Source organism: Mycobacterium sp. E3298, from assembly GCF_001666895.1.
Lineage (GTDB): Bacteria > Actinomycetota > Actinomycetes > Mycobacteriales > Mycobacteriaceae > Mycobacterium.
This window is the reverse complement of the sequence record NZ_LZJB01000450.1, coordinates 1-2,482: the sequence shown is the minus strand read 5'-3', so window position 1 is coordinate 2,482 and position 2,482 is coordinate 1. Positions and strand designations below refer to the sequence as shown.

The 2,482-nt window shown below is 73.0% G+C and carries 2 pseudogenes; one reads left to right on the top strand and one right to left on the bottom strand.

The window, feature by feature from the left end:
* Positions 1-541 (top strand): annotated as a pseudogene (locus tag A9X05_RS30015) (helicase-related protein); the annotation flags it as partial.
* Here A9X05_RS30015 and A9X05_RS21000 read toward each other — a convergent pair.
* Positions 532-2,482: pseudogene (locus tag A9X05_RS21000) on the bottom strand (helicase-related protein); the annotation flags it as partial. The pseudogenes A9X05_RS30015 and A9X05_RS21000 sit on opposite strands and share 10 nt — an antisense overlap.

Here is a 2,482-nt window from a genome sequence, read left to right as displayed (position 1 = left end):
CGGCCAGACCTACGGCGCCGAGCCGCTGTTGGCGCGCGCCCACCACGGCTCGGTCAGCAAGGAACAGCGCGCCCTGGTCGAAGAGGACCTCAAGCGCGGCCTGCTCAAGGCCGTGGTCGCGACGTCGAGCCTGGAGCTCGGCATCGACATGGGCGCGGTCGACCTGGTGATCCAGGTCGAGGCGCCGCCGTCGGTGGCCAGCGGCCTGCAACGCATCGGGCGGGCCGGCCACCAGGTCGGCGAGGTGTCCCAGGGCGCGCTGTTCCCCAAGCACCGCACGGATCTGATCGGCTGCGCGGTGACGGTGCAGCGGATGCTGTCCGGCGAGATCGAGACGATGCGGGTGCCGGCCAACCCGCTCGACATCCTCGCGCAGCAGACGGTCGCGGCGGCGGCGCTGGAGCCGCTGGACGCCGACCGGTGGTTCGACACGGTGCGCCGCAGCGCCCCGTTCGTGACGCTGCCCCGCAGCGTGTACGAGGCCACCCTCGACCTGCTGTCGGGCAAGTACCCGTCCACCGAGTTCGCCGAGCTGCGGCCGGCGAACGACACCGTCAGCGCCCGCCTCGCACCCAGCAGGCCCTCCAGCCAGCCGCCCACCTCGGAGCCGCCGGCGCGGGCGGCGATCTCGTCCTCGGTCATCGGGCCCAGCAGCCGCAGCAGGTCCGCGACGCCTTCGGCGTCGCGCGCGGCCCGGTCCTCGGTCAGGTGCTGCAACTGGCGGCCGGTCGCGGCGATGACGTCTGGGTCGAGCAGCTCGCGCAGCTCTACGCGGCCCAGCAGCTCGGCCAGCAGCGTGCTGTCCAGCGACAGCGCCGCGGCCCGGCGCTCGGCCAGTGGGGTGTCGCCCTCGTACATGAATGCGCCGACGTAACCGAACAACAGGGACGCCGCAAACGGGGAGGGGCGGTCTGTCGCGACCTCGGCAACCCGCACCTTGCGCTGGGCGATGCCGGCCATCAGTGACGTCAGGGCGGGAACGTCGTAGACGTCCTGCAGGCATTCGCGGACGGTCTCCAGGACGACCGGGAAGTCGGGGTATTTGCGGGCCACGTCCAGCAATTGGGCGGCCCGCTGGCGCTGGTGCCACAGCGGCGATCGCTTGCCCGGATGCCGGCGCGGCAACAGCAGCGCGCGGGCCGCGCACTCCCGGAACCGCGACGCGAACAGCGCCGAACCGCCCACCTCGGCCGTGACGATCGGGTCGATCTCGTCGGCGTCGAAGACGAAGAGGTCGGCGCCGGGCGGGTTGTCGCCGTTGTCAGACAACATGTCCGGCAACCGCACCACGATGCCGTCGTCGGAGGCGGTCGGCTTCTCGTCCAGGCCGTAGCGTTCCCGCAGCCGGCGGCCCACCGCCAGCGCCAGCGGGCCGTTCACCCGCAGCCCGTACGGCGAGTGCAGGATCACCCGCCAGTCGCCCAGCTCGTCGCGGAACCGCTCGACCAGCAAGGTGGTGTCGGTGGGCACCACCCCGGCCGCGGTGCGCTGCTCGTCCAGCAGCGCCCACATGTTGTCGGTCGCGTAAGCGTCGAAACCCAGGCCGGCGCACCGGGCGTCGAAGGCGTCGCGGTCCAGTCCCGCCAGCTCGCCGGTGAACGCGCCCAGCGCGGCGCCCAGCTCCGCCGGACGGCCCGCGTCGTCGCCGCGCCAGAACGGCAACCGGGCCGGCTGGCCCGGCGCGGGAATCACCAGCACCCGGTCGTGGGTGATCTCGGTGATCCGCCAGCTGGTGGCGCCCAGCGAGATCACGTCACCGGGCCGGGACTCGTACACCATCTCCTCGTCCAGTTCGCCCACCCGCGACGGCTTCTCCGCCTCGCTGGCGAGGTAGACCGTGAACATGCCGCGATCGGGGATGGCGCCGCCGGAGGTGACGGCCAGCCGCTGCGCGCCGGGCCGCGCGGTCAGCGTGCCGGTGTCGCGGTCGTAGACCAGCCGGGGCCGCAGCTCGGCGAACTCGGTGGACGGGTACTTGCCCGACAGCAGGTCGAGGGTGGCCTCGTACACGCTGCGGGGCAGCGTCACGAACGGGGCGCTGCGGCGCACCGTGTCGAACCACCGGTCGGCGTCCAGCGGCTCCAGCGCCGCCGCCGCGACCGTCTGCTGCGCGAGGATGTCGAGCGGGTTGGCCGGCACCCGCATCGTCTCGATCTCGCCGGACAGCATCCGCTGCACCGTCACCGCGCAGCCGATCAGATCCGTGCGGTGCTTGGGGAACAGCGCGCCCTGGGACACCTCGCCGACCTGGTGGCCGGCCCGCCCGATGCGTTGCAGGCCGCTGGCCACCGACGGCGGCGCCTCGACCTGGATCACCAGGTCGACCGCGCCCATGTCGATGCCGAGCTCCAGGCTCGACGTCGCGACCACGGCCTTGAGCAGGCCGCGCTTGAGGTCCTCTTCGACCAGGGCGCGCTGTTCCTTGCTGACCGAGCCGTGGTGGGCGCGCGCCAACAGCGGCTCGGCGCCGTAGGTCTGGCCG